The sequence below is a fragment of the Mycobacterium sp. GA-2829 genome, from assembly GCF_001499965.1.
Classification (GTDB): domain Bacteria; phylum Actinomycetota; class Actinomycetes; order Mycobacteriales; family Mycobacteriaceae; genus Mycobacterium.
In genome coordinates this window covers 1-20,904 of sequence record NZ_LQIT01000024.1, presented here as the reverse complement: position 1 = coordinate 20,904, position 20,904 = coordinate 1, and the positions used below count along the sequence as shown (strand labels likewise).

The 20,904-nt window shown below is 69.6% G+C and carries 18 protein-coding genes; 10 read left to right on the top strand and 8 right to left on the bottom strand.

Translation table 11 applies throughout. From position 1 onward, the window contains the following. The first annotated feature begins 20 nt into the window (after nt 1–20). Genes AU194_RS16080 through AU194_RS16060 form a run of 5 tightly spaced genes read left to right on the top strand, consistent with a single transcriptional unit; the run spans nt 21 to nt 6,176 of the window. On the top strand, nt 21–833 hold the full coding sequence (locus AU194_RS16080; RefSeq protein WP_059090305.1) for an enoyl-CoA hydratase/isomerase family protein: 813 nt from the start codon (nt 21–23) through the stop codon (nt 831–833). Further along, nucleotides 830–1,612 carry an enoyl-CoA hydratase/isomerase family protein gene (locus AU194_RS16075; RefSeq protein ID WP_059090304.1) on the top strand — a complete coding sequence of 261 codons (783 nt, stop codon included), beginning with the start codon at nt 830–832 and terminating at the stop codon, nt 1,610–1,612. Before AU194_RS16080 ends, AU194_RS16075 begins: the two co-directional genes overlap by 4 nt. After that, the gene (locus tag AU194_RS16070; RefSeq protein WP_059090259.1) at nt 1,612–3,078 is read left to right on the top strand and encodes a class I adenylate-forming enzyme family protein; all 1,467 of its coding nucleotides are present in this window, start codon (nt 1,612–1,614) and stop codon (nt 3,076–3,078) included. Before AU194_RS16075 ends, AU194_RS16070 begins: the two co-directional genes overlap by 1 nt. After that, nucleotides 3,071–4,618, top strand: a complete 1,548-nt coding sequence (locus AU194_RS16065) for a class I adenylate-forming enzyme family protein (RefSeq protein WP_059090258.1) — start codon at nt 3,071–3,073, stop codon at nt 4,616–4,618. The genes AU194_RS16070 and AU194_RS16065 overlap by 8 nt, the downstream gene beginning before the upstream one ends. Continuing rightward, nucleotides 4,611–6,176, top strand: coding sequence for a class I adenylate-forming enzyme family protein (locus AU194_RS16060; protein ID WP_059090257.1), 1,566 nt, complete (start codon nt 4,611–4,613; stop codon nt 6,174–6,176). Before AU194_RS16065 ends, AU194_RS16060 begins: the two co-directional genes overlap by 8 nt. Nucleotides 6,177–6,213: 37 nt before the next feature. On the opposite strand, the gene AU194_RS16055 is transcribed toward AU194_RS16060, so the two are convergent. Genes AU194_RS16055 through fabG form a run of 4 tightly spaced genes read right to left on the bottom strand, consistent with a single transcriptional unit; the run spans nt 6,214 to nt 10,025 of the window. Further along, complete coding sequence (locus tag AU194_RS16055; protein ID WP_059090256.1) at nt 6,214–6,882, bottom strand: GntR family transcriptional regulator; 669 nt, start codon at nt 6,880–6,882, stop codon at nt 6,214–6,216. Between the two features lies 1 nt (nt 6,883). Further along, the gene (locus AU194_RS16050; protein ID WP_059090255.1) at nt 6,884–8,074 is read right to left on the bottom strand and encodes an acyl-CoA dehydrogenase family protein; all 1,191 of its coding nucleotides are present in this window, start codon (nt 8,072–8,074) and stop codon (nt 6,884–6,886) included. Further along, a complete protein-coding gene (locus tag AU194_RS16045; RefSeq protein WP_059090254.1) occupies nt 8,071–9,285 on the bottom strand; it encodes an acetyl-CoA C-acetyltransferase in 1,215 nt (404 codons plus the stop codon). Before AU194_RS16045 ends, AU194_RS16050 begins: the two co-directional genes overlap by 4 nt. Beyond that, nucleotides 9,285–10,025, bottom strand: coding sequence for a 3-oxoacyl-ACP reductase FabG (fabG, locus tag AU194_RS16040; RefSeq protein ID WP_059090253.1), 741 nt, complete (start codon nt 10,023–10,025; stop codon nt 9,285–9,287). Before fabG ends, AU194_RS16045 begins: the two co-directional genes overlap by 1 nt. A gap of 120 nt (nt 10,026–10,145) precedes the next feature. Here fabG and AU194_RS16035 point away from each other — a divergent pair, with 120 nt between their 5' ends. Both AU194_RS16035 and AU194_RS16030 read left to right on the top strand, forming a co-directional pair. Next, nucleotides 10,146–11,315: an acyl-CoA dehydrogenase family protein gene (locus AU194_RS16035; RefSeq protein WP_059090252.1), complete on the top strand. Its 1,170-nt coding sequence runs from the start codon at nt 10,146–10,148 to the stop codon at nt 11,313–11,315. After that, a complete protein-coding gene (locus AU194_RS16030; RefSeq protein WP_059090251.1) occupies nt 11,312–12,130 on the top strand; it encodes a mycofactocin-coupled SDR family oxidoreductase in 819 nt (272 codons plus the stop codon). The genes AU194_RS16035 and AU194_RS16030 overlap by 4 nt, the downstream gene beginning before the upstream one ends. On the opposite strand, the gene AU194_RS16025 is transcribed toward AU194_RS16030, so the two are convergent. The 4 genes from AU194_RS16025 to AU194_RS16010 form a co-directional block, all read right to left on the bottom strand. Continuing rightward, nucleotides 12,117–13,043, bottom strand: coding sequence for an alpha/beta hydrolase (locus AU194_RS16025; RefSeq protein WP_059090250.1), 927 nt, complete (start codon nt 13,041–13,043; stop codon nt 12,117–12,119). The two genes, AU194_RS16030 and AU194_RS16025, sit on opposite strands and share 14 nt — an antisense overlap. After that, complete coding sequence (locus tag AU194_RS16020; RefSeq protein ID WP_231743405.1) at nt 13,040–13,690, bottom strand: TetR/AcrR family transcriptional regulator; 651 nt, start codon at nt 13,688–13,690, stop codon at nt 13,040–13,042. Before AU194_RS16020 ends, AU194_RS16025 begins: the two co-directional genes overlap by 4 nt. Then, nucleotides 13,687–15,039 carry an NAD(P)/FAD-dependent oxidoreductase gene (locus tag AU194_RS16015; protein ID WP_059090248.1) on the bottom strand — a complete coding sequence of 451 codons (1,353 nt, stop codon included), beginning with the start codon at nt 15,037–15,039 and terminating at the stop codon, nt 13,687–13,689. Before AU194_RS16015 ends, AU194_RS16020 begins: the two co-directional genes overlap by 4 nt. Before the next feature lie 88 nt (nt 15,040–15,127). Beyond that, nucleotides 15,128–15,580 carry a MaoC family dehydratase gene (locus AU194_RS16010; protein WP_059090247.1) on the bottom strand — a complete coding sequence of 151 codons (453 nt, stop codon included), beginning with the start codon at nt 15,578–15,580 and terminating at the stop codon, nt 15,128–15,130. A 1,159-nt stretch (nt 15,581–16,739) separates the two neighbouring features. Between AU194_RS16010 and AU194_RS16005 the strand changes: the two genes are divergently transcribed. The 3 genes from AU194_RS16005 to AU194_RS15995 form a co-directional block, all read left to right on the top strand. Beyond that, nucleotides 16,740–17,480, top strand: coding sequence for a hypothetical protein (locus AU194_RS16005; protein ID WP_059090303.1), 741 nt, complete (start codon nt 16,740–16,742; stop codon nt 17,478–17,480). Then, nucleotides 17,480–19,606: an Rv1355c family protein gene (locus AU194_RS16000; protein ID WP_059090246.1), complete on the top strand. Its 2,127-nt coding sequence runs from the start codon at nt 17,480–17,482 to the stop codon at nt 19,604–19,606. Before AU194_RS16005 ends, AU194_RS16000 begins: the two co-directional genes overlap by 1 nt. Continuing rightward, nucleotides 19,603–20,904: diguanylate cyclase domain-containing protein (locus AU194_RS15995; RefSeq protein WP_304438549.1), on the top strand; the 1,302-nt coding region annotated here is incomplete at its 3' end. The genes AU194_RS16000 and AU194_RS15995, both read left to right, overlap by 4 nt.

Here is a 20,904-nt window from a genome sequence, read left to right as displayed (position 1 = left end):
ACACCGACCCGAGGAGTTCGATGACGGACCGTTCGTACGACACGATCACCTACGAGGTCGACAGGCACACCGCGACGATCACGTTGAACCGGCCGGATGCGCTCAACGCCCTGAGCCCCCACATGATCACCGAACTGCGCAGCGCGTACGACCAGGCGGAGAACGACGACGACGTGTGGCTGCTCATCGTCACGGCCACCGGGCGGGCGTTCTGCACCGGAGCCGATGTCAAGGAGATCCCCGAGGACGGCAAGGTCCTCAACGAACGGCCGTTCCTGTCCACCTACGAACAGTGGGAGGCCCCGCAGGAGGGGACGCCCCCGTTCCGCCGGATGGCCAAACCGGTGCTCGCCGCGATCAACGGGATCTGTTGTGGCGCAGGGCTGGACTGGGTGACCACCGGGGACATCGTGATCGCCTCGGACCGGGCCACGTTCTTCGATCCGCATGTGAGCATCGGCCTGGTGTCCGGCCGCGAGGTGGTGCGATTGGCCCGGGTGCTGCCGCGGTCGGTCGCGCTGCGGATGGCGCTGGTGGGCAAGCACGAGCGGATGAGCGCCCAGCGGGCGTACGAACTCGGCATGGTGAGCGAGGTCGTCGAACACGACCGGTTGCTCGAACGCGCACACGAGATCGCCGACCTCGTGACCCGCAACGCGCCGCTGGCCGTCCGCGGCACCCGGTTGGCGATCCTCAAGGGACTCGATCTGCCGGTGCACGAGGCCGAGATGCTCGCGGAGGCCTTCCGCGAACGCAACCTGCACACCGAGGACGCCCTGGAGGGCCCCAAAGCGTTCGTCGAGAAGCGCACACCGGAATGGAAGTGCCGATGACGTTCACCACCATCGGATTCGAGGTCGACGCCGACGACCACGTCGCGACCGTCACGCTCGACCGCCCCGAGCGGCTCAACGCGTTCGACCGCACCATGTGCGAGGAGATGGCCGAGGCCTGGCGCCTGGTCAAGGCCGACGACGCAGTGCACGCCGTGGTGCTGCGCGCCGCCGGTGACCGCGCGTTCAGCGCCGGGTTGGACGTCAAGAGCTCCTACGGTCAACCCGACAACATCTGGCACCACGAGGATCCCGGCGAACTCCTCAGCCCCAAGTGGCAGAAGATGTGGAAACCGGTGGTGTGCGCGGTCCAGGGCATGTGCACCGCGGGTGCGTTCTACTTCCTCAACGAGGCGGACGTGGTGATTTGCTCCACCGACGCGACGTTCTTCGACTCGCATGTGAGCGCCGGGCTGGTGTGCGCGCTGGAACCGATCGGCCTGATGCGCAAGGTGGGGCTCGGGGACGCGCTGCGTATCGCGTTGATGGGCAACGACGAACGCGTCGGCGCCGACACCGCGCTGCGCATCGGTCTGGTCACCGAGGTCGTCGAACGGGACCGGCTCTGGGCGCGCGCACACGGGATCGCCGCGACCATCGCGGCCAAACCCCCCGCGGCCACCCAGGGCACGGTGCGGGCCATCTGGGAATCCCTGGACCGGCCGTACCGGGCGGCGATGGAGCAGGGGCTGATCTACACCCGGCTCGGCAACCCGATCGGGCAGGCCGAGCTCGCCGCCCAGCCGGCACCGCTCCGCACCCAGCCGACGGTGCGGTGATGGCCGGGCACCGACTGAGCCGGCGCATCGCCCACGTCCTCGACCTGCGGCCCGGGGCACGCGCGGTCGAATACGACCGAGAGTGGTTGTCGTGGGCGCAGATCGGGGTGGCCGCACGACGAATCGCCGAATCGGTCACCCGGTACGGCGGGGACACACCCCAGGTCGGCATCCTGCTGCGGAACCGGCCACCGCAACTGGCCGCCCTGCTCGGGGTGCTGCTCGCCGGCGGCACCGTGGTCGTGATCAACCCCGCACGCGGTGACGACCGCACCCGCGCCGACATCGCCGACCTCGCGCTGCCGGTGCTCGTCGGCGCCCCCGAGGACGTCGCCGCGCTGGTGAGCCCGGCGAAACACACCACGGTGCTCACGCTGCCGTCGCTCACCGCGGACCCCTTTGTGGCGGCCGCCGCGACCCCCGGCGGGGCCGGGCCGCGCGCCGGGGTGGCGGTGCGGATGCTGACCAGCGGCACCACCGGGCCACCCAAGCGCATCGACCTCACCTACGACATGCTGGCGCACAGCGTCCTCGGCCCCGAACCCGACGCACCGCGCAACGGCATCGCGATCGTCAACGCACCCCTGGTGCACATCGGCGGCGTGTTCCGGGTGCTGCAATGTGTGGCCGAAGCGCGGTCGTTCGCACTGCTCGAGCGCTTCGACCTGCCGCAGTGGGCCGACGCCGTGCGCAGGCACCGCCCGCGCGCGGTGTCGCTGGTGCCGACCGCGCTGCGGATGGTGCTGCACTCCGACCTCACCCGCGAGGACTTGGCCGGGATTCGCGCCGTCACCTCGGGCACCGCCCCGCTGTCGGCCGCCGACGCCGACGCGTTCACGCAGAAGTTCGGCATCCCGGTGCTGACGTCCTACGCCGCAACCGAATTCGGCGGAGGGGTGGCCGGATGGACCCTGGCCGACCATCGGCGTCACTGGCACACCAAACGCGGCAGCGTCGGACGCGCCAGCGGCGGTGCGCAGCTGCGCGTCGTCGGTGAGGACGGCACCCCACTCGGACCCGATGCGCCGGGCCTGCTCGAGGTGAAACCCGGACAGCTCGGACCCGACGCCGAGTGGATGCGCACGACCGACATGGCCCGCATCGATGCCGACGGCTTCCTGTGGATCCTGGGCCGCGCGGATCAGGCGATCATTCGCGGCGGGTTCAAGGTGATGCCCGACGACGTCCGCGCCGCGCTGGAACACCACCCCGCCGTGCGGGGCGCCACCGTCGTCGGCAGGCCCGACGACCGCCTCGGCGAGACCCCGGTCGCCATGGTCGAATTGCGCGACGGTTTCACCGCCGACGCCGACGAACTCACCGCCCACCTCCGTCACCACCTCGCACACTACGAGGTACCCACCGACATCGCCGTCGTCGACGCGATCCCCCGCACCCCCTCGGGCAAGGCCGATCTCGGTGCCGTGCGGCGGTTCTTCGCGACGGCCGCCGCCGACCATGGCTGAACCGCAGACGGTGGCCGCGGTGCTGCACCACTGGGCCGACCGCCGGCCCCGGCACCCGCTGCTGATCCGCGACGACGAACGCCTCGACTACGGGGACGCCGAGCGTCGTTCGGCGCAGGTGGCGCGCGGCCTGCTGGCGCGCGGCGCAGGTAAGGGCACCCACGTCGGGCTGCTGTACCCCAACGGCGCCGACTTCGTCGTCGGCATGCTGGCCGCCGCCCGCATCGGCGCGGTGGTGGTGCCGTTCAGCACCTTCGTCACCGCCCGCGAGCTCCGAGAGCAGTTGCGCCACAGCGATACCGAGATCCTGCTCAGCGCGTCGCGGTTCCGCTCGAACGACTACACCGCGCGGCTGCGTGAGGTCATCGGCGGCGAGGTCACCGACGCACCCCTCTACAGCACCGCCGTACCGCACCTGCGCTACGTGTTCGTCGACCGGTATCCCGACCCCGGTACCGACGCCCCCGTGCTCACGGCCATCGAGGACGACGTCCACCCCGGCGACCCGCTGACCATCGTCTACACCTCCGGATCCACCGGCGCGCCGAAGGGCGTCGTGCACACCCACGGCGCGTTGATCACCCACCAGCGCAACCTCAACGCGATCCGCGGGCTGACCGCCGACGACCGGCTGTTCTGCAACTCCCCGTTCTGCTGGATCGGCGGCATCGCGTTCTCGGTGTTGGCCACCCTGGTCGCAGGCGCCACCCTGGTGTGCTCCACCGCCGAGGACCCGGCGGCCACCCTCGATCTGCTCGAGGCCACCGCACCCACCGTCACCAACGGGTACGTCGCCGGAATCGCCGCGCTGGCAGCCCATCCCAGCCTGCCGCACCGCGACCTGTCGTCGATGCGGCGCGGGAACCTGTACCCGATCATGGCGCCCGACGCGCGTCCTACCGACCCGGACCTGCGCCACCACATGCTCGGCATGACCGAGACCGGCAGCGTGGTCCTCCTCCATCCCGACGACGGCGATCAGCCCGAACACCGGCGCGGATCGTTCGGCCTACCCGCGCCCGGGTTCGAAACCGCGATCGTCGACCCCGACACCGGTGCGCCGGTCGCCGCCGGTGAGATCGGCGAGCTGTGCGTCCGCGGACCGTACGTCATGCAGCGGTACTACAAGCGCAGCCGCGAGGAGTGCTTCGACCCCGAGGGCTGGCTCCACACCGGCGATCTCGTGCGCACCGACGCCGAGGGGCTGCACTACTTCCTCGGCAGACGCGGCGCGCTGATCAAGACCGCAGGCGCCAACGTCACCCCCGCCGAGGTGGAACGGGCGATCAGCCGGATCACCGGCGGGCCCGCCCACGTCGTCGGCGTACCGGACCCCGACCGCGGGCAGGCCGTGGCCGCAGCGGTGGTCGTCGCCGACCCCGGTCGGTTCGATGCCGACGCCCTCCGCACGGCACTGCGAGAGGAGTTGTCGGCGTACAAGATCCCACGCCATGTCGTGGCACTCACCGCCGCCGACCTACCCGTGCTGGCCAGCGGGAAGGTCGACCAACCCCGGTTGAGGGAGCTCTTCGATGGCTGACGTCACGGTCGACCGACTGCTGCGCCGCAACGCCGCCGCCCACCCGGACAAGGACGCCGTCGTCGATCCGGTGTCACGGGTGACCCACGTCGAGCTCGAACGCACGACCCGCGAGCTCGCCGCCACATTCGTCGCCGCGGGCATCGGCAAGGGGTCGCGCGTCGGACTGGTCATGCCCAACAGCGTGCAGTGGGTACGGATCGCGTTGGCGCTGACGCGGATCGGCGCCGTCCTCGTACCGTTGAGCACGCTGCTCGCGCCGCGCGAACTGGTGGCGCAGCTGCGCACCGCGTCGGTACGGGTGCTGATCGCCGTCGAGGAGTTCCGCGGCCACCGCTACCTCGACGATCTGCGTGGCGAACTGGGTGTGGGCGACCTCGACCCGCCGTCCTCCGCGGAACTGCCCGCGCTGCGCGAGGTTTGGACGCCGGACACGATCGGGACCGACCGTGGTCCGGTCAGCGACGCACTGCTCGACGAGCTCTCCGCCGCCGTCACGCCCAGCGACACCCTCGCGGTGATGTTCACCTCGGGCAGCAGCGGCCCGCCCAAGGGGGTGGTGCATTCCCACGGCAGTGCGCTGGGCGCGGTGGCGGCGGGTCTGCACGCCCGCTGCATCGACGCCGGCACCCGGCTGTACCTGCCGATGCCGTTCTTCTGGGTGGGCGGTCTCGGCAGCGGTGTGCTCTCGGCACTGGTCGCGGGCGCGACGCTGGTCACCGAGCAGGCGCCGCAACCGGAGTCGACGCTGCGTCTGCTGGAACGCGAACGCGTCACGCTGTTCCGCGGCTGGCCGGATCAGGCCGAGGCACTGGCCCGGCATCCGGACACCACAGGGGCGGACCTGTCGGCGCTGCGGCCCGGCAGCCTCGAGGCGCTGCTGCCCGCCGATCAGCGGAGCAGGCCCGGCCGTCGCGCACGGTTGTTCGGGATGACCGAGGCCTTCGGACCGTACTGCGGCTACCGCGCCGACGTCGACATGCCCGAAAGCGCGTGGGGCAGCTGCGGAAAACCGTTCGCGGGCACGGAGGTTCGCATCGTCGACCCGGACACCGGCGCACCGGCGGCGACCGGCCAGATCGGCGAGATCCAGATCCGGGGTCCGCACGTGCTGCGGGGCATCTGCGGACGCACCCGCGAGGAGGTGTTCACCCCCGACGGGTACTACCCCACCGGCGATCTCGGCCACCTCGACGAGGACGGGTTCATGTTCTACCACGGTCGCTCCGACGACATGTTCAAGGTCAGTGGCGCGACGGTGTATCCGAGCGAGGTCGAGGCGGCGCTGCGCACCCTCGACGGCGTCGCCGCGGCGTTCGTCACCAACGTGCCCGATGCCGGCGTCGACCGGGTGGGCGCCGCGGTGGTGTGCGCGACGCCGACGACGGCCGAGGAGCTACGGGCCGCGGCGAAACGGGTGCTCAGTGCGTTCAAGGTGCCGACCGTGTGGCTGCTGACCGACTCCGACGACGCCATCCCGCGTAAGGCCACCGGCAAGGTCGACGTGCGCGCCCTGCGGGACCTCCTGCGCGAGCAGACACAGAATCGCGTTCCCTAGGCGCAATCCACGCGAATCTGTGTCTGCTCGCGCAGAACTAGGAGACCACGCCGCGGGTCTTGAGGTGTTCGATCAGCGGTCCGGCTCCGGCGGCGAGATGCTCCGACATCGCCACGCGCGCCCGGTCGGCGTCGTGGGCCGCCAACGCGGCGAGCAGTTCGCGGTGATGGCGCACCGATTCCTCAGGCCAGCTCTCGATCGTGGGGAACACCGACTCGGGCGCGTAGCGGGTGATCAACGACATCATCTGCGCGAGCTTCGGCGAATCGGCGGCGACGTTGACCGCCCGGTGGAAGTCGTGGTTGAGCCGCACCGCGCCCTCACCGTCGTCGCGCCGGTAGGCGTCTTCGAGGGCATCCTGGATCGCCGTGAGCGCGCGCAACTGGTCGTCGGTGATGGTGTGCGCGGCCCGGGCGGCCAGTTCACCGCCGACGTAGGCTTGGACGTTCGACACGTCGGCGATGTCGCGGCCGGTGACCGGCAGCACCACGAAACCGCGCCGCGGCTGTTGGGCGAGAAGGCCTTCGGCGCGCAGCTCGAACAACGCCTCGCGCACCGGGGTCACGCTCACGCCGAGTTCGGAGGCCAACTGTTCGAGCCGGATGTACCCGCCCGCCGGATAGGTGCCGTCGAAGATCCGGCGCCGGACGAACCGCGCGATGTCCTCCGACAGTTGGGGCCGCGCGGCGAAATCGGGTGCGGTCACGTCAGATCCGGTAGTCGGCGAGCAGTCGCTTGCTGATGATGTTCTTCTGGATCTCGCTGGTGCCCTCGCCGATGAGCAGGAACGGCGCATCGCGCATCAGCCGTTCGATCTCGTACTCCTTGGAGTAGCCGTATCCGCCGTGGATGCGGAAACTCTGCTGGGTCACCTCTGCGCAGAACTCACTGGCGAGGTACTTGGCCATCCCCGCCGCGACATCGTTGCGCTCGCCGGAGTCCTTGAGCCGGGCGGCGTTGACCATCATCAGGTGCGCCGCTTCGACTTTCGTGGCCATCTCGGCGAGCTGGAAGGCGATGGCCTGGTGGTCGGCGATCGGCTTGCCGAACGTCTGGCGCTGCTGGGCGTAGCGCACCGCGAGTTCGAACGCGCGCAGCCCGACCCCGCAGGCCCGCGCCGACACGTTGACCCGCCCCACCTCGACGCCGTCCATCATCTGGAAGAAGCCCTGTCCGGGGCGCTCGCCGAGGATGTCCGCGGCGTCGGCCCGATAGCCGTCGAAGATCAGTTCGGTGGTGTCGATGCCCTTATAGCCCAGCTTGTCGAGCTTGCCGGGGATCGTGAGGCCGGGCACGACTTCGCCGAAACCCGTGGGCTTCTCGACGAGGAACGCGGTGAGGTTGCGGTGCGGTTTGTCCGCCCCCTCGTCGGTGCGGACCAGTGCGGCGACCAGGGTGGAGCTGCCGCCGTTGGTGAGCCACATCTTCTGCCCGTCGATGACGTAGCCGTCACCGTCACGGCGCGCGCGGGTGCGGATCGCGGCGACGTCGGAGCCCAGTTCGGGTTCCGACATCGAGAAGGCCCCGCGGGTCTCGCCGGTGGCCATGCGCGGCAGGAAGCGTTGCTTCTGGGCGTCGGTGCCGTGCTGGCGGATCATGTACGCCACGATGAAGTGGGTGTTGATGACGCCGGAGACGCTCATCCAGCCGCGGGCCAGTTCCTCCACACACAGCGCGTAGGTCAGCAGCGATTCGCCGAGCCCGCCGTACTCCTCGGGGATCATCAGCCCGAACAGGCCCATCTCCCGCATCGCATCGACGATCTCCTGCGGATAGGCGTCGGCGTGTTCGAGCTCCTGGGCGTTCGGGATGACCTCCTTGTCCACGAACTGCCGCACCGTCGAGACGATCTCGGTCTGGAACTCGGTCAGGCCGAGTGTCTGCGCCAGTCTGGTCATGCCGCCACCCTCTCGAACACCGCGGCCAGCCCCTGCCCGCCGCCGATGCACATCGTCTCCAACCCGTACCGGCCGTCGCGCCGCACGAGTTCGCGCGCCAGGGTCGCCAGCATCCGCCCGCCCGTGGCGCCGACGGGATGCCCGAGCGAGATCCCCGAACCGTGCACGTTCGTGCGGTCCAGGTCGGCGTCGGTGAACTTCCACTCCCGCAACACCGCGAGCGCCTGCGCGGCGAACGCCTCGTTCAGTTCGACCAGATCCATGTCGGCCAGGGTCAAACCGGCCTTGGTCAGTGCCACCTCGGTGGCCGGGACGGGACCGATCCCCATCACGTTGGGCGCCACGCCCGCGACGCCCCATGAGACCATCCGCACCAGCGGCCGCAGCCCGAGTTCGGCAGCCTTCTCCGCGGTGGTCACCACACACATCGAGGCCGCGTCGTTCTGCCCACTCGAGTTGCCCGCGGTCACCGTGGCCTCCGGATCCGATTTCAGCAGAACGGGTTTGAGCTTCGCCAGGGTCTCGACCGAGGTGTCCGCACGCGGGTGCTCGTCGGTGTCGACGATCTCCTCGCCCGCCCGGGTCCGAACCGTCACGGGGATGATCGTCTCGGCCAGCAGACCGTCCTTCTGGGCGGTGACGGCGCGGCGGTGCGACCGCACCGCGAGCTCGTCCTGCTCCTCGCGGCCGATGCCGTATTCGCGGCGCAGGTTCTCGGCCGTCTCGAGCATGCCGCCCGGCACCGGGTAGTTCTTCCCGCCTGCGGTGGTGCGGCCGCGGGCCAGCGCATCGTGCACGGTGACGCCGCCCCGCGCACCGCCCCAGCGCATGTCGGTGGAGTGGAACACCACATTGCTCATCGATTCGGCGCCGCCGGCGACCACGAGGTCGTTGGCGCCCGAGCTCACCTGCATGACGGCCTGGATCACGGCCTGCAGCCCGGATCCGCAGCGCCGGTCGATCTGCATGCCGGGCACGGTGACCGGCAGCCCGGCGTCGAGGGCGATCACCCGCCCGATCGCGGGCGCCTCCATGCTCGGATAGCAGTGTCCGACGATGACGTCCTCGACCGCATCGGGGGCGATACCGGTGCGGGCGAGCAGACCCTGCAGCGCGGCGACCCCGAGTTCGACCGCGGTCAGGGATTTGAACATCCCGTTGTACCGGCCGATCGGGGTGCGGACGGGTTCGCAGATGACGACGTCGCGCATCAGATGTGCCGTCCGCCGGTCACTTCCAGCACGGTGCCGGTCATGTACGACGACAGGTCCGAGGCCAGGAACAGCGCGACCTTGGCCACCTCGGCCGGTTCCCCGGCGCGTCCCATCGGGACCTCGGCGAGCTTCTGGTCCCAGATGTGTTGCGGCATGGCCTCGGTCATCGCCGACCGGATGAGGCCGGGCTGGATCGCGTTGACCCGCACGCCGAGGTGCGCCAGTTCCTTCGCCGCGGCCTTGGTCATCCCGACGATGCCGGCCTTGGCGGCCGAGTAGTTCGTCTGCCCGATCAGGCCCACCTTGCCCGAGATCGACGACATGTTCACGATCGCGCCGCGCTTGTTCTCCCGCATGATCGCCGCCGCCGACTTCAACCCGTTCCAGGTGCCCTTGAGGTGGACGGCAATGACCTGGTCGAACTGCTCCTCGGTCATCTTCCGCAGGGTGGCGTCGCGGGTGATGCCCGCGTTGTTCACCATGACGTCGAGGCCGCCGAAACGCTCGACCGCCGCGGCCACCAGCGCCTCGACCTCGTCGGCCCGGGTGACGTCGCACCGCACCGCGGTGGCCACGTCCGGCCCGCCGAGGCGTTCGGCCGCCGCCGCGGTGGCCTCGACGTCGAGGTCGCCGAGCACCACCCGGGCCCCTTCTGCCACGAAGCGCTCCGCGATCGCGAAGCCCAGTCCCTGGGCACCGCCTGTGACGACCGCGGTCTGTCCGGTCAGCAATGACACTCGATCACCTACCTGACTCGTCGGGGCCTCCGAGGGGCCCGGTCGAACGGCATCATATTTCATATACGATATTGGCGGCCAGCCACCCCAACGGGCGCCGACTGCGACTGGAGGTCGTCGATGAGCGAAGTCAGTGACGAGGATTTCCGCGAGATCCTCGCGCAGACACGACAATTCGTCCGCACCGCGGTGGTACCGCGGGAACCCGAGATCCTCGCCGAGGACAAGGTGCCCGACGATCTGCGTGACCAGGCCAAAGAGATGGGTCTGTTCGGCTACGCCATCCCTCAGGAGTGGGGCGGACTGGGACTCGATCTGCGCCAGGACGTCGAACTGGCCATGGAGTTCGGATACACCTCGCTGGCGTTGCGCTCGATGTTCGGCACCAACAACGGCATCGCCGGACAGGTGCTGGTCGGCTTCGGCACCGACGAGCAGAAGAAGCAGTGGCTCGAGGGCATCGCCTCCGGTGACGTCGTGGCGTCGTTCGCGTTGACCGAACCCGGCGCCGGTTCGAATCCGGCGGGCCTGCGCACCAAGGCCGTCCGTGACAACACCGACTGGGTGATCAACGGCCAGAAACGGTTCATCACCAACGCCCCGACGGCGAACCTGTTCGTCGTGTTCGCCCGCACCCGGCCCGCCGACGAGCAGGGCGCCGGGATCGCGGTGTTCCTCGTGCCCGCCGACGCCGCCGGCGTGGAGGTGGGGGTCAAGGACGCGAAGATGGGCCAGGAGGGTGCCTGGACCGCCGACGTCAACTTCACCGACGTCCGGGTACCGGACGCCGCACTGGTGGGCGGCAGCGAGGACATCGGCTATCGGGCCGCGATGACGTCGCTGGCCCGCGGGCGGGTGCACATCGCCGCGTTGGCCGTCGGCGCCGCGCAACGCGCGCTCGACGAATCCGTCGCCTATGCCGCGACCGCCACCCAGGGCGGTCAGCCGATCGGCACGTTCCAGCTCGTCCAGGCGATGCTGGCCGATCAGCAGACCGGTGTGATGGCGGGCCGGGCGCTGGTCCGCGACGCCGCGCAGAAGTGGGTGACCGACGAGGACCGCCGCATCGCACCCTCGGCGGCCAAACTGTTCTGCACCGAGATGGCCGGTCAGGTCGCCGATCTGGCCGTGCAGATCCACGGCGGCAGCGGGTACATGCGCGAGGTGCCCGTCGAGCGGATCTACCGCGACGTGCGGTTGCTGCGGCTCTACGAGGGCACCAGCGAGATCCAACGCCTGATCATCGGCGGCGGTCTGGTGAAAGCCGCTGCGCGGGCGGCGAAGTCATGACCAGCCGGCTGGCGGGCAGGGTCGCCTTCATCACCGGCGCCGCACGCGGACAGGGCCGCTCGCACGCCGTGCGGTTGGCCTCCGAGGGCGCCGACATCATCGCCGTCGACATCGCGGGCAAGCTACCCGACTGCGTGCCCTACGACCATGCCACCCCGGAGGACCTCGACGAGACCGTCGCCCTGGTCGAGGCGACCGGCCGCAGGATCCTGCCGACGGTCGTCGACACCCGCGACCACGACGCGCTGCGGGAGGCCGTCGACGCCGGCGTCGCCGAGTTGGGCCGCCTCGACGTCATCGTCGCCAACGCGGGCATCACGGCGCCGCAGGCGTGGGACACGATCACCCCGGCCGACTTCCGCGACGTCACCGACGTCAACATCACCGGCACGTGGAACACCGTGATGGCAGGCGCCCAGCACATCGTCGACGGCGGCGAGGGCGGGTCGATCATCCTGATCAGCTCGGCAGCCGGCCTGAAGATGCAGCCGTTCATGGTGCACTACACCGCCAGCAAGCACGCCGTCACCGGGATGGCGCGCGCGTTCGCCGCCGAACTCGGCAAGCATCGGATCCGCGTCAACAGCCTGCATCCCGGCGCGGTGGCCACCCCGATGGGAACCGGGGACATGGTCGACGGGCTGATGCGCGCCGACGCCACCAACCCCGGCCTGATGAACATGGTCACCCCGTTCATCCAGGACATCGCGCAGCCCGAGGACATCTCGGATGCGGTGGCGTGGCTGGCCAGCGACGAATCGCGGTTCGTCACCGCCGCGGCGATCGCGGTCGACTGCGGGTCTACCCAGTTCTGACCGACGGCTCGGCGAAGACCCGGCCGAGGAACGCGGCCTGATCCGCCGCGGCCCGGTCGTGCCACTCGTGGCCGGGCCACACGTCGAAGTGGTCGCACGGATAGTGGTGCACCTGCGCGCGGGCGGCGGTCGCGGTCGTGGCCACCGAGTCGGCGGGGACGAACCGGTCGAAGTCCGCGATCTGCACCAGCACCGGCACCCGGAGCCGCTTGGCCTCCCGGGTCGTGCGAACGCTGATCAGCTCCATCCCGATCGCGGCGTCGATCTCGTTGCGCCACGTCGGACCGGCGATCGACAGATAGCTCTCGTAGGCGCCGTCCAGCGCGAGGGCGCCCGGCTGTCCGGGTCGCGCGGCCAGCGGCATCAACGACGGCGCGCGCCCGCGGGCCACGGCGATCCGGCTCTTGACCCCGACCAGCGACCAGCGCAGCGCGGACCCCACGTCGCGGTGGGCCACTGCGGCCCTGCTGGCCGCCAGCCCGCTGGTGAGCGGCGTCATGGCGATGACGGCCGCGACGTCGGCCCGGCTCGCCGCCACCCGGATGACGTGGCTGCCCGAGAACGACGAACCCCACAGCACCACCCGGGCGGGGTCCGCCCCGGGCAGGCGCTGTGCGGCCACCACCGCCGCGTGGTAATCCTGCAGCTGTCTGCTGACCGACACGCTCTGGCGCGGTTGGCCGTCGGAGGCGCCGAACCCGCGGTAGTCGAACGTCAGCACGTCGGCGCCCGCCGCGCACAGCCGTTCGGCGAACGGTTGGAGCCCGGAGTCCATGGTGCCGCCGAACCCGTGGGCCATCACCACCACCGGACGACCGAGCGGGCCGGTCAGGCGATCTGAGTCGCTCTGGAAATGCGTTGCGGCGCAACGGGTGTCGAAGGAGGTGAAGGTCACCTCGGCCGGGGTGCTCATGTGTCGGGATCCTCCTCGCCGTGGGTGATGCCGTAGATCGAACTCAGCCAGACCGCCGCGGCGCCCTGCCGCAGCTGATCGGCCGACAGCGGCCCGCCGATGGTGAGCCGCTCGAGCATGCGGTCGTTGAGCTCGAGGAGGACCGCGGCCAGCACGCGCGGATCGACACCCTCGGGCGCGGCGCCGACGGCGCGTTCGGCGCGGATCATGTCGGCGATGTCGTCGACGAACGATTCGCGTGCGTCGTCCCAGATCGACCGCACGGTGGGGCTGGACCCACGGACCTCGAGCATGGCCAGGAACAGGTGACGGTGCCGTTCGCACAGGTCGAACAGTCCTGCGAGCATCGCGTCGACCCGGCTGCGCGGTGCGCCCGGACCGCGGGTCAGCGCCCGGGTGACCGCGTGCGTCTCGTCGAGGATGCGCTCGGTCAGTGCGGCGACGGCGGCCGCCTTGTTCTCGAAGTAGAAGTAGAACGCCGACCGCGACACCCCGGCCTGCTGTGCGACCTCGGCGATGTTCACCGTCTCCAGGCTCGACTGCTGCAGCCAGCGGTCGAGCGCGTCGAGGATCGCATCACGGCGCCGGTCACCGCGCTGGACGGGACGCCGGTCGGTGACCGAACGCGCCGAGGAAACCACTGTCACACAACCGAATCCGCGAACGCGGGCCGGGCGCGGCGGGCCCGCTCGGCGCCGGCGGCCAGTTCGCGGGTGCGGATGTCGTGTTCGTAGACGAAGTAGTCGACCTGCTGGGTGTGCCGCGGCCGGTCGGTGCAGTGTCCGGCGTGCAGCTTCTGGTCGGCGTCGATCACCCGCTCCATCTCGGCACGGTCGGGCAGTGCGTACCGGCCGACGGCGTAGGCGGCCAGCAGCCGGGACTGGCATTCCACGAACGGGAACAGCGTCGGCACCGCCTGGGCGAACCCCATGAACACCACGTCGTCGACCCCCGGCAGGAACATGCGCTTGTAGAGCCGGATGTGGTTGTCGGGTGCGCTGATGAACGACGGGTCGAAGAACGGGAACGTGATGTTGTACCCCGTCGAGTAGACGATGACGTCGAACTCGTCGCTCGTACCGTCCTCGAAATGGACGGTGTCACCGTCCAAGCGGGAGACGTTCGGCTTCGGGATGACGTCGCCGGAGCCCAACCGCAGCGGCAGCTCCACCGACTGGGTGGGGTGGGCCTCGAACAGTTTGTGATTGGCCGGCGGCAGACCGTAACTCGTCGGATCCGTGCCCAGCATGGGCGCGATGAACTGGATCGCCTTGCGCTGCCACGACAGCGGCAGGTGGGGCGAGGTCCGGAAGAGCTGGTCCCCCGGGCGGCCGGCGATGTACTTCGGCACGATCCACGCGCTCGAACGCGTCGACAGCGTGACCCGGTTCTGCAGCGACCGCGCCGACAGTTCCACGGTGATGTCGGCGGCGCTGTTGCCCAATCCCACCACGAGGATGCGCTTACCGGTCAGGGCCAGCGGGGTCTGGGGGTCGACGTAGTGGTGGGAGTGGATGGTTTCCCCCGTGAACTCACCGGGGAAGTCCGGCCAGCGCGGATCCCAGTGGTGTCCGTTGGCGACGACCAGCAGATCGAAGTGCCGCTTGTCCCCGGCCTGATCGAGGATGTCCCAGCCGCCGGCGGGATCTCTCTCCGCCCGCACCACACCGTTGTCGAACTCGATGCCCTCGAGCAGTCCGAACGTGTCGGCGTAGGCGTCGAGGTAGGCCTTGACCTCGGTGTGGTGCGGGAACGACGGGTAGTGCTCGGGCATCGGGAAGTCCTTGAAGGACAGCCGGTGCTTGGAGGTGTCGATGTGCAGCGAGCGGTACGCGCTGCTGTGTCCGTTGGGGTTACCGAAGGCCCAGTTGCCGCCGATGCGGTCGGACGTCTCGAACGTGGTGTGCGGGACGCCGTAGTCCTTGAGCATCTTCGCGGCGGTCAGGCCGCTGATCCCCGCGCCGATGATCGCCGTCTGCGGTGCCGTTCGACTCACGTGCGCTCCTCACGGTGTGATGTCGGGCACACTAACAACCCCCGCAGACGCGCGTCAATGAAATCTGACAGGTGTCAGACGCGGTCACTCAGCCGATGAAGCGCACGATCGACTCGGCCACCGCCGCGGGCTTCTCGGCGCCCTCGATCTCGACGGTGATGGTCGTGGTGGCCTGGACGGCGCCGTCGAGGCGATCGACCTTGCTCATCTCGCCTCGCGCTCGCAGCCGTGCCCCCACCTTCACCGGATTGATGAAGCGGACCTTGTTGTAGCCGTAATTGATCGCCATCGCGATGTTCTGCACGGTGTACAGCTGATGGCTGAAGTGCGGCAGCAGCGACAGCGTCAACAGCCCGTGCGCGATGGTGCCACCGAACGGGCCGTTCGCCGCCTTCTCGGGATCGACGTGGATCCACTGGTGGTCCTCGGTGGCGTCGGCGAACAGATTCACCCGGTCCTGGGTGACGTCGAGCCATTCGGTGGGGCCGAACGCCGTACCCTCGGCGGCCGCCAGCTCGTCGAGTCCATTGAACGTCTTCATGGGTTTCTCCTCTCCGGCGCGAACGCGCCACCGACGACTCGCACCCTACGGTTCGCGGGGGCGCGGCCCCCCGCCGGGCACGCCGACGACCCCGGCTGTCGCCTGTTAGAGCGCCTTTGGAGTTTGCCTCGAATTCACCGGTCGAATGCACTCGTTGCGAATCATGAATTGGTTTCGACGTCGCGATATCGGCAATTCGCATAAATGGCCACTTCGCCGGTTTCACCGATCGAATCGGAACGCGGGTCGATCTCGCGGCGTCCGACCGCAACCGCACTCACATTCGAGGGATGGTATGTGGGCGTTCCACGGCGTCGACCGAGAAACTCGGGAGCAAGCTCGAAGTATTGTCCTCCGCAACGATCGGTGGCAAATTCCCGCAGGCTGAGGACGGGCTGTCCCCGGCGCAGGCAGCTCGACCGCGGGGTACGCGCACCGACGGACGCCGACCCGTCGAACTGGGGTCACGGCGTTTCGAGCCCCGGAGGCGCCACCCTGCCGCCGTCCAGGCGCACCCCACGAGGTGCCGCGCGGACGGCGGTCGGCGGGTGCCGGCGTCGCGCGTTGAACCAGATCGACGGCGGCCATTCCGGCAAACGCATCGCGCCGCGCCGACGATACTGCCGTGAATCGCCGAACCTTGCCGTCAGCGCACCGCGCGACCCCACCCGATCGGAGCGTCGTACCAGCACGGACGGCGTCAAATCCGGGCCAGGGGCCGACCCGCGCCAACCCTCGGCGCGTTCACCTCGAACGATGGAGTCTCCCGTCGACACACTGCGCCACCCGACCCGCCGTTGTGGGCGCGTGAGGAGTCTCACAGGATCGCCGAGCCGGCAAACCCCCCGAAAGTGGCAGATGATGCCACTCCGCACCCCCTCGGCGGTCGTCGCGATCGCAAAGTTCGCCGATGCCGTTCGCCGGACTAACAACCTGCGAAGACCGGCAAATGAGCGATTGCCATATTTGAAGTCGCGCGTACAAACGCGGACTGCGCCGTGGCACCCATAACGCAATACTGGACAAGATTTTCTCGCTAGCTGGAATGGAACCCACTATGAGCGGGATACTCAACTTCGCGTATTCGCAACCCCGCGAGATGCGCTACCAGATCAGCCGCCGCCAACCCCCGAGGTGGCTGCCCGAAGGACGGATACCGATGACTGTCGCCCAGCTAGACACCCCCACCCCCGGGCTTCTCGAACTGGACCGGAGACTCACCTGGTGGGATGACGCCAGCCAGTGCACCATCGTCGTGGCGCACCCCTCCACGGAACCCGAACTATGGGCGGACTATGTTCGCGGGGCGCAAACCAGCTATCACAAGCACGGGGTCGAGAAAGCCCTCGACACCACCGCGCTGGAGCGGGCGGACGACACCGCGTTGTTCTGCGCGGGAATCAACACCGCCGGTCAGGTGGTCGGCGGACTGCGGGCCAAGGGGCCGTACGCGGAGATCGACGAATGCCATGCGGTCGTCGAATGGAGCGGTCAGCCCGGTTTGACCGCGGTGCGGAAAATGGTCGGTGACCGTCTACCCTTCGGCGTCGTGGAAATGAAATCCGCGTGGGTGAGCGATGACCCCGAACAGAGCCGCGCGCTCACCGACGTCCTGGCGCGTATGCCGCTGCATTCGATGACGCTGCTGGACGCACAATTCGCCGTCGCGACGGCCGCGGCATATGTCCTCAATCGGTGGTTGTCGTCCGGCGGTGTACTGGCCGCGAAAATTCCGGCCACGCCATATCCGGATGCGCGTTATCAGACCAAGATGATGTGGTGGGACCGGCGCACTTTCGCCAATCACGCCGATCCCAAGCAGGTTTCGACGTTCTTCGCCGAGAGCCGCCAGGTCGCGGCCCAACTCGACGAGGTCGGCGGACTCGTGGCCACGGTCTGATGGCGAGACCGGCCACCGAGACCTCGCCCCACACCGCCACACTCCTCGACGACGAGGACGACGCACTCACCACGCTGCGCACCCGACCGGGGATCGAATTCGTCGACCGCGCCGCCGAACTGCGCTCCGCCCTGGCGGAACTGCGCCCACCGGTCGGGGACCTCACCGACGAGCCGACCCGGTGGGCCTATTTCCCGTGGCGGCACACCGTCGTCCGCGTCCTCGGACCCGCTGCGCACGCCCGGCTGCGACTCGACCGCAACCGCAACCTGATCACCGCCGACGAACAAGAGCGGCTCGGCCGGCTCAGGGTCGGCGTCATCGGCCTCAGCGTCGGGCACGCCGTCGCGCATACCCTTGCCGCACAAGGGGTTTGCGGTGAACTCCGGCTCGCCGACTTCGACGAGCTCGACGTGTCAAACCTGAACCGGGTGCCCGCGGGGCTGATCGACGTCGGGGTGAACAAGGCCGTGGTCGCCGCACGCCGGATCGCCGAACTGGACCCGTACCTGCCGGTGCGGGTGTTCACCGAGGGCATCACCCCCGCCACGGTCGAGGAGTTCCTCGACGGCCTCGACGTGGTGGTCGAGGAATGTGATTCCCTGGACGTCAAGGTTCTCGTGCGCGAACACGCCCGCGCCCGGCGTCTCCCGGTGTTGATGGCCACCAGCGACCGGGGCCTGCTCGACATCGAACGCTACGACCTAGATCCGTCGCGACCGCTGCTGCACGGGCTGCTCGGCGACGTCGACTCGGCAGCGCTGGCCGGACTCACGAGCAAGGACAAGGTGCCCCACGTCCTGCGCATCCTCGACGCGGGTGCGTTGTCCCCGCGAATGGCCGCATCACTGGTCGAGGTCGGTACCAGCCTGACCACCTGGCCGCAGCTCGCCGGTGAGGTCGCGCTGGGGGCCACCGCGGTGTCCGAGGCGGTGCGGCGGATCGGACTCGGCGAGCCGCTGCCCTCGGGCCGGGTCCGCATCGACGCCGCCGCCCTGCTCGACCACGTCGACGATCCGCTCACCCACGAACATCCCTCCGACACGGGCACCGCTGACGAGGCCGCCGACGGCCCCGAGGCCGCGTCGGTGGCCGAGAAGGTCGCCGCCGCCGCCGCGCGGGCACCGTCGGGCGGCAACTCCCAGCCCTGGCGCATCGAAACCCGTCACGACGCCGTCCGCCTGTGGGTGGCGCCGGAGGCCACCAGCGCGATGGACGTCGCGTACCGCGGCAGCGCCGTCGCGCTGGGCGCCGCGGTCTTCAACGCGCGGGTGGCCGCCGCCGCACACGGACGCGGGGGCGAGGTGACCCTCGAACACGGCGACGAACGCACCCCACTGCGCGCGGTCGTGCGCCTCGGCGACGCAGCCGACCCCGAACTCGCCCGCCTCTACCCCGCGGTGATGCGGCGAGAGACCAACCGCCACCACGGCTCCGGTGTGCCGATCGCACCCGCCGACCTGGAGGCGATGGCACTCGCCGCGCACGCCGAGGGCGCGCGGCTTCGGCTGCTCACCGATCCCCGCGACCTCGCCGAGGCCGCGGAGATCCTCGCGGCGACCGACCGGATCCGGTACCTCACCGCACACCTGCACGCGGAGATGTTCTCCGAGCTGCGCTGGCCCGGTGATCCGGCGCCCGACACGGGTATCGACGTGCGGACGCTGGAAGTCGGCGCCACCGACATGGTCAAACTCGACATCCTGCGCCGGGGCGAGGTGATGGCGAACCTGGCGCGCTGGGAGGCGGGTTCGGCGCTCGGCGACGACACCTACGACCGGCTGACCTCGAGCGCCGCGCTGGGCGTCGTCACCGTCGAGGGACGGACGCTGGCCGATTACCTGCGCGGCGGCGCCGCGACGGAAGCGGTGTGGGTCAGTGCAGAAGAGCACGGGGTCGCGACCCATCCGGTCTCGCCGGTGTTCCTCTACGCCCACGACGAACGCGAACTCACCGACCTGTCCCCCGCCTACGCGCGTCGGCTCGAAGAGCTGCAGCGCCGGTTCCGTACGCTGACGGGCACGGGTGCGCAGGAGTCCGAGGCGCTGGTCCTACGCTTCTCCATCGCGCCGCGCCCCACGTTGCGCAGCAGACGCCGCAGGCTGAGTACACCAGCACCGGCATGAGACCGGGATCGGAGAACAGGGTGCCGAGAAACCACGAGGTCCTCGTGACGACAGTCGCGACCGACCTCATGGCGGTCACGTCCGCGACCTCGGTCGAGGTGAGCCGGCGGGTGATGGGCGACCTGGTGTCCTACTTCGACGTCGACGTGAGCTTCTTGCGGCACAACGACCACCGGATCCGTGCCTCGGAACTCGTCGCCGAATGGCCGCCGCGTCCGGCGACCGCCGGACCGGACCCGCTCAAGATCGTCTACTTCTCCGACTCCGATCCGTTGTTCGCCGAGACCGAGCACCTCGATGCCCCGACGATCCTGCGGGCCGAACCGCCGCCGGAGATCGACTCCCGAGGGCCCGCCACGGTGGCCGAAGTGCCGCTGCGCTCCGGTGAGGTCACCACCGGGGTGCTCGGCTTCGTCAAATTCGGCGACCGCGTCTGGGAGCAGGAGGAACTCAACGCGCTCGAGGCGATCGCGTCACTGTTCGCCCAGGTACAGGCGCGGATCGCCGCCGAGGATCGCCTGCGCTACCTCGCCGAGCACGACGACCTCACGGGTCTGTACAACCGGCGGGCGCTGCTCACCCATCTCGACCGTCGGCTGGCCGCGGGTGCGCCCGGCCCGGTCGCGGTGCTGTTCTTCGATCTCGACCGGCTCAAGGCGGTCAACGACTACCTCGGTCACATCGCCGGGGACTGGTTCATCCGGATCCTCGCCGAACGCCTGCAACAGGGTGAGGAGGAGAAGTTCGTCGCCCGTCTGGGCGGGGACGAGTTCGTCGTCGTACCGACCGCACCGATGACCGTCGACGCCGCCGAGACGCTCGCGCACCGGTTGCAATCCGTTCTGCGCGAACGGGTTTCGATCGACGGCGAGATGCTCACGCGGACGATCAGCATCGGTGTCGCCGTCGGGAGACCCGGATGCGACGACACCTCGGACCTGCTCAGCCGTGCCGACCAGGCGGTGCTGACCGCCAAGGGCGCCGGTGGCAACTGCATCCGGGTCTTCAGCGAAGGGATGTCGCAGGAGATCGCGCTGCGCAACGACATCGAACTGCACCTGCAGAACGTCATCGACAGCGGCTCGTTGATCCTGCACTACCTGCCCGAGGTCGACATCCGCACCGGCGAGATCCTCGCCACCGAGGCCCTGGTGCGCTGGCAGCACCCGACGCGCGGACTGCTCCCCCCGGACCGCTTCATCGGCGTGGCGGAGTCGATCAACCTCGCCGGGGATCTCGGCCGCTGGGTATTGCGCAACGCCTGTGCGGAATTCGGGGGGTGGGGGGCCGCCGGGGTG

Excerpts from the sequence above, each read along its gene's own strand:
- AU194_RS16080 (WP_059090305.1), top strand. The coding sequence starts at position 21 with ATGACGGACCGTTCGTACGACACGATCACCTACGAGGTCGACAGGCAC.
- AU194_RS16075 (WP_059090304.1), top strand. The coding sequence starts at position 830 with ATGACGTTCACCACCATCGGATTCGAGGTCGACGCCGACGACCACGTC.
- AU194_RS16070 (WP_059090259.1), top strand. The coding sequence starts at position 1,612 with ATGGCCGGGCACCGACTGAGCCGGCGCATCGCCCACGTCCTCGACCTG.
- AU194_RS16065 (WP_059090258.1), top strand. The coding sequence starts at position 3,071 with ATGGCTGAACCGCAGACGGTGGCCGCGGTGCTGCACCACTGGGCCGAC.
- AU194_RS16060 (WP_059090257.1), top strand. The coding sequence starts at position 4,611 with ATGGCTGACGTCACGGTCGACCGACTGCTGCGCCGCAACGCCGCCGCC.
- AU194_RS16050 (WP_059090255.1), bottom strand. The coding sequence starts at position 8,074 with ATGACCAGACTGGCGCAGACACTCGGCCTGACCGAGTTCCAGACCGAG.
- AU194_RS16045 (WP_059090254.1), bottom strand. The coding sequence starts at position 9,285 with ATGCGCGACGTCGTCATCTGCGAACCCGTCCGCACCCCGATCGGCCGG.
- AU194_RS16035 (WP_059090252.1), top strand. The coding sequence starts at position 10,146 with ATGAGCGAAGTCAGTGACGAGGATTTCCGCGAGATCCTCGCGCAGACA.
- AU194_RS16030 (WP_059090251.1), top strand. The coding sequence starts at position 11,312 with ATGACCAGCCGGCTGGCGGGCAGGGTCGCCTTCATCACCGGCGCCGCA.
- AU194_RS16025 (WP_059090250.1), bottom strand. The coding sequence starts at position 13,043 with ATGAGCACCCCGGCCGAGGTGACCTTCACCTCCTTCGACACCCGTTGC.
- AU194_RS16010 (WP_059090247.1), bottom strand. The coding sequence starts at position 15,580 with ATGAAGACGTTCAATGGACTCGACGAGCTGGCGGCCGCCGAGGGTACG.
- AU194_RS16005 (WP_059090303.1), top strand. The coding sequence starts at position 16,740 with ATGACTGTCGCCCAGCTAGACACCCCCACCCCCGGGCTTCTCGAACTG.
- AU194_RS16000 (WP_059090246.1), top strand. The coding sequence starts at position 17,480 with ATGGCGAGACCGGCCACCGAGACCTCGCCCCACACCGCCACACTCCTC.